The sequence below is a fragment of the Guyparkeria sp. genome, from assembly GCF_046540515.1.
Classification (GTDB): Bacteria; Pseudomonadota; Gammaproteobacteria; order Halothiobacillales; family Halothiobacillaceae; genus Guyparkeria.
The window spans coordinates 1-4,939 of sequence record NZ_JBKHFB010000097.1; the positions used below are offsets into that span (position 1 = coordinate 1).

Sequence of the window (4,939 nt, forward strand, 5' to 3'; positions counted from 1 at the left end):
CGGTCTTGTATCAAAGCAGTCGCGAATATTCGAAACCATTTTCTTTAGGAAACAGACATATAAAGATATTCACGTGCCCGATCCGCCAAGCGAACGAAAAAGGCCCGTCTGGTGACGGGCCCTTGATAACGGCGGGAGCATGGCGAACGATCAGGCGTCGTTATTACCGCGCGTGACGATGCCTCGGCTACGCGAAAAGTCCAGCATGCGCTGGATCGACTCGACCGCCTTGACGCGGATCGCCGGATCGACCGTGATCTCGTGCTCTTGCGGGTGCCGCAAGGCATCGCGCACGCTCACCAGGCCGTTCATGGCCATCCACGGGCAGTGCGCGCAGGAGACACAGGTCGCCGAGCGACCGCCGGTGGGCGCCTCGATCAGGGTCTTGCCCGGCGCGGCCTCGGCCATCTTGTGGAAGATTCCCCGATCGGTCGCCACGATCAGGGTCTCGTTGGGCAGTTCGGTGGCCGCCTTGATCAGCTGGGAGGTCGATCCGACCCGGTCGGCCATGTCGACCACCGCCTCCGGGGACTCCGGGTGGACCAGGATGGCCGCCTCGGGGTGCTTGGCCTTGAGCTCGGCCAGCGCGTCGGCGCGGAACTCGTCGTGGACCACGCAGGAGCCTTCCCAGAGCAGCATGTCCGCGCCGGTCTGGTCGCGGATGTAGCGCCCCAGGTGCTTGTCGGGCGCCCACAGGATCTTCTCGCCGCGCTCCTTCAAGTGCGTGACGATCTCCAGCGCGTTCGAGCTGGTGACCACCCAGTCGGCGCGCGCCTTCACCTCGGCCGAGGTGTTGGCGTAGACCACCACGGTGCGGTCGGGGTGCGCGTCGCAGAAGGCCGTGAACTCCTCGGGCGGGCAACCGAGATCGAGCGAGCACTCGGCGTGCAGCTCGGGCATCAGCACCCGCTTTTCGGGGCTAAGGATCTTGGCGGTCTCGCCCATGAAGCGCACCCCGCAGACCACCAGCGTCTGTGCGGCGTGCTCGGCGCCGAAGGCGGCCATGTCGAGCGAGTCGGATACCCGTCCACCGGTCTCGTCGGCGAGCTTCTGCAGCTCTTCGTCGACGTAGTAGTGGACCACCAGCACGGCGTCCTGCTTGACCAGGAGTTCCTTGATCTCGGCGCGCAGCGCCTCGCGCTCCTCGTCCGTCACCGGGGCGGCCGGCTTGGAGGCGAGCGCGATACGGGCGATCTCGGGCTCGAGGGCGACGGGTATCTCGCGCGCAGCGCGATCGGATTGGGCATTCGCGGTCATACGGCCTCCCGGGAAAGACGGCGCGCCGGATCATGCCGACGGCCAACGAACAGGGCACGAGTACCATCCATGTCTATAGACAGCAGCACCGATTGCAATGTCGGGACGTCGCTCAGCCCTTGTCTTCCTTGTTTTCCTTGGGCGGCAGGCGCACGCGGATCGAGAGCTCACGCAGCGCGGCCGGATCGATCTCGCCCGGCGCGTCGGTCAGCAGGCAGGCAGCCGACTGGGTCTTGGGGAAGGCGATCACGTCGCGAATCGAGGTCGCGCCGCTCATCAGCATGGCGATGCGATCCAGGCCGAAGGCCACGCCCGCCATCGGTGGTGCGCCGAACTTGAGCGCGTCGAGCAGAAAGCCGAACTTCTCGTTGGCCTCGGCCTCCTCGATGCCGAGCTTGGCGAACACGTGGCGCTGCATTTCCGGCTCGTGGATACGCACCGACCCGCCGCCGAGTTCGTAGCCGTTCAACACGAAGTCGTAGGCGCGCGAGCGCACGTTCTCCGGGTCGGAATCGAGCTTGTCGATATCGTCCGGGTGCGGGGCGGTGAACGGGTGATGCAGCGCGTAGTAGCGACCATCCTTCTCGTCGTACTCGAACATCGGGAAGTCGACTACCCACAGCGCCTTGAAACCGTGCTCGACCATGTCGAGATCGTGGCCCAGGCGCACGCGCAGCGCGCCCAGCGCCTCGTTGACGATCTTGGCCTTGTCGGCGCCGAAGAAGATCAGGTCGCCATCGGCCGCATTGGTGCGCGCCAGTATGCCGGCGATCGCCTCGTCGGTGAGGAACTTGAGGATCGGCGACTGCAGCCCTTCGCGCCCGGCCGCCGCGTCGTTGACCTTGATGTAGGCCAGCCCCTTGGCGCCGAAGATCGAGACGTACTTGGTGTAGTCGTCGATCTGGCTACGCGGCATCTTGCCGCCGGCCGGCACGTGCAGGGCGGCGACGCGACCGCGCGGGTCGTTGGCCGGGCCACTGAACACCTTGAAATCGACATCCTTGACGAGGTCGGCCACGTCGACCAGCTCCAGCGGGATGCGCAGGTCCGGCTTGTCGGAGCCGAAGCGGCGCATGGCCTCCGCCCAGGTCAGGCGCGGCAGCGGGTCGTGCAGCGGCACCTCGACGGTCTCGATGAACAGGTGGCGCATCATGTTCTCGATCAGCCCCATCACCGTCTCTTCGTCGGCGAAGCTCATCTCCATGTCGAGCTGGGTGAACTCGGGCTGGCGATCGGCGCGCAGGTCCTCGTCGCGGAAGCAGCGCACGATCTGGTAGTAGCGGTCGATGCCGCCCATCATCAGCAGCTGCTTGAACAGCTGCGGCGACTGCGGCAGGGCGAAGAACTCGCCCGGGTGGGTGCGCGAGGGCACGAGGTAGTCGCGCGCGCCTTCCGGCGTGGCGCGGGTCAGCACCGGGGTCTCGACGTCGATGAAACCGGCATCGTCGAGGAATCGGCGCATGGCAGCCGTCACACGGTGGCGCAGGCGCAGGCGCTCGAGCATCTCCGGGCGGCGCAGGTCGAGGTAGCGGTAGCGCAGGCGCACGTCCTCGGAGACGCGCTCGTCGTCGAGCTGGAACGGCAGCGGCTCGGCGCGGTTGAGCACGCTCAGCGACAGGCCGAGCACCTCGATCTGCCCGGAGCGGATGTTGGGGTTCTCGGTGCCCTCGGGGCGGTTGCGCACCCGGCCGCGCACCTGGATGACGAACTCGTTGCGCAGCGTCTCGGCGACCGCGAACATCTCGGGATCGTCCGGATCGAACACCACCTGAACCAGGCCGTCGCGGTCGCGCAGATCGACGAAGATCACGCCGCCATGGTCACGGCGCCGGTTGACCCATCCGACCAGCTCGATTTCCTGGTCGAGCAGCGCCTGGTCGACTTGTCCGCAGGTGTGTGTCCGCATCGGCATCGTCATCAAATCCGTCGTGGTGAAAAGCCCGCTATGGTAGCCCGAGCGCGCGGATTTTTCGAGCGCTGCCGGCCGCGTCACGCCTCGTCTTGCGAATCCGGGGAGCGCCCGCGGCCGAGATAGGGTTCCGGGGGCAGGCTGTCGAGCACCCGCCCGTCGACATCACGACGGGGCGGGACGACCACGCCGAGCGAGACAACCATCCGGAACCCCTCCTCGATGGTCATGTTGAGCTCGATCAGCTCCGAGCGCGGCACCATGATGACGAACCCCGAGGTGGGGTTGGGCGCGGTGGGCACGAACAGCGTCACCAGGTGCTCTTCGGTACGATCCTGCACCTCGCCGATCGGCTCGCCGGAGACGAAGGCGATCGACCAGGCCTTGCGGCGCGGGTATTCCACCAGCACCACCTCCCGGAACGAGCGCGAATCCTGCGAGACGAAGGTCTCGACCACCTGCTTGACCGCCGAGTAGATGCTGCGCACCAGCGGGATGCGGTTGAGCAGACGCTCCCAGGCATGGATCAGGCTGCGCCCGAGGATATTGGCGACCAGCGCACCGGTGAGCAGGACGATCACCACGGCGAAGAAGGCTCCCATGCCCGGCAGCTCGAAGCCCAGCAGGGCCTCGGGCCGGTAGGCCGACGGCAGCAGCACGATGCTCTTGTCCATGAACGAGATCAGGGCATTGACCACCCAGAAGGTGACCGCCAGCGGCGCCCAGACCAGGATGCCGGCAATCAGCCAGCGGCGCAGGGTGACGAAGCGCCCGCCCTTGCCGGCCTTGTCGTCGCCCTCGGGCACCTGCGACTTCTCGCTCATGCGCCCCCCGCGGAAAGCAACGGTCGCAGCCACGAGGCGATCGCCGTCAGCAACGCCAGAGCGGCCAGGAACGTGAACCACAGGCGCAGCTGCTGGTAGGACCAGCCCGTCGGCAGGTTGTCGAGCCAGTGACGGTCGATCCGCCAGGACACCACCAGCAGCAGGAACAGCAGCGAGAGCGACAACACTGTCCAGGGCAGCATCGCGGCGGCCCAGGCGGCCAGCACCAGGAGCGCGCCCCAGCCCAGCCGGTGGCGCGCATCACCGACCAGAAGCGCGCGTTCGGCCGGGGTGGTCGCCAGCACCACGCCCCAGTGGATCGCACCGAGAAAGCCGAGCATCACCGCCGCGTAGGCGGACAGGGCTTCCAGGGCATGGCCCGACCAGGCCGGCGACCCCAGCCAAGCCAGTGCCGCGAGCGCCCAGAAGGGCAGCAACAAGCCGAACGCGAGCAGGTAGGCAGTGGTACGCATTCCGATCTCCTTGGCCGGCTGCGGCCGTCGTCGTGCCGAGCGGCACGAGGGGTTCAAGCGCATTCTACGCCCATGCCCGGACCCGAACGAAGTCCCCGGCATCGGCAAAAAAAACGCCCGGGGGTAGCCCGGGCGTTTGCCTGTATCGGTCCGAGCCGGTATCAGCCCGTATTGAACTTGCGCACCATGTGCGAGAGCTCGTGGGCGTAGCGGGCCACCGACTCGCCGGCCTCCGCGGTTTCCTGGGCGGCGTGAGCGTTGTCGCTGGTCGTCTCGCTCATGTGCTCGATGCTGGTCTTCATCTCCCCGGAAACGGCGGTCTGTTCCTCGGCGGCCGCGGCGATACGCGTGCTCATGTCCTCGAGCCGCTCGAAGGCCGAGGCGATCTCGTTGAGCATGCGATCGGCCTCGGTGACCGCCTCGAGGCTCTTGTTGCTCACCTCGCGACCGGCAGTCATCGCCTCGACCGCCTCCGA

At 67.0% G+C, this 4,939-nt stretch carries 4 protein-coding genes and 1 pseudogene; all 5 read right to left on the reverse strand.

Annotation, left to right across the window (positions count from 1 at the left end):
- Positions 1 to 150: 150 nt before the first annotated feature.
- Complete coding sequence (gene nadA, locus ACLFRM_RS08895) at positions 151 to 1,257, reverse strand: quinolinate synthase NadA (RefSeq protein WP_410755384.1); 1,107 nt, start codon at positions 1,255 to 1,257, stop codon at positions 151 to 153.
- Between the two features lie 112 nt (positions 1,258 to 1,369).
- Complete coding sequence (aspS, locus tag ACLFRM_RS08900; RefSeq protein ID WP_410755387.1) at positions 1,370 to 3,163, reverse strand: aspartate--tRNA ligase; 1,794 nt, start codon at positions 3,161 to 3,163, stop codon at positions 1,370 to 1,372.
- 83 nt (positions 3,164 to 3,246) lie between these two features.
- Positions 3,247 to 3,990 carry a DUF502 domain-containing protein gene (locus tag ACLFRM_RS08905; protein ID WP_410755385.1) on the reverse strand — a complete coding sequence of 248 codons (744 nt, stop codon included), beginning with the start codon at positions 3,988 to 3,990 and terminating at the stop codon, positions 3,247 to 3,249.
- Positions 3,987 to 4,463, reverse strand: a complete 477-nt coding sequence (locus tag ACLFRM_RS08910) for a DUF3429 domain-containing protein (protein WP_410755386.1) — start codon at positions 4,461 to 4,463, stop codon at positions 3,987 to 3,989. Before ACLFRM_RS08910 ends, ACLFRM_RS08905 begins: the two co-directional genes overlap by 4 nt.
- Before the next feature lie 161 nt (positions 4,464 to 4,624).
- Positions 4,625 to 4,939: pseudogene (locus ACLFRM_RS08915) on the reverse strand (hypothetical protein); the annotation flags it as partial.

Bases quoted from the DNA above. Each gene is read 5' to 3' on its own strand.
- ACLFRM_RS08910 (WP_410755386.1), bottom strand. From the start codon at position 4,463: ATGCGTACCACTGCCTACCTGCTCGCGTTCGGCTTGTTGCTGCCCTTC.
- ACLFRM_RS08905 (WP_410755385.1), bottom strand. From the start codon at position 3,990: ATGAGCGAGAAGTCGCAGGTGCCCGAGGGCGACGACAAGGCCGGCAAG.
- nadA (WP_410755384.1), bottom strand. From the start codon at position 1,257: ATGACCGCGAATGCCCAATCCGATCGCGCTGCGCGCGAGATACCCGTC.
- aspS (WP_410755387.1), bottom strand. From the start codon at position 3,163: ATGCGGACACACACCTGCGGACAAGTCGACCAGGCGCTGCTCGACCAG.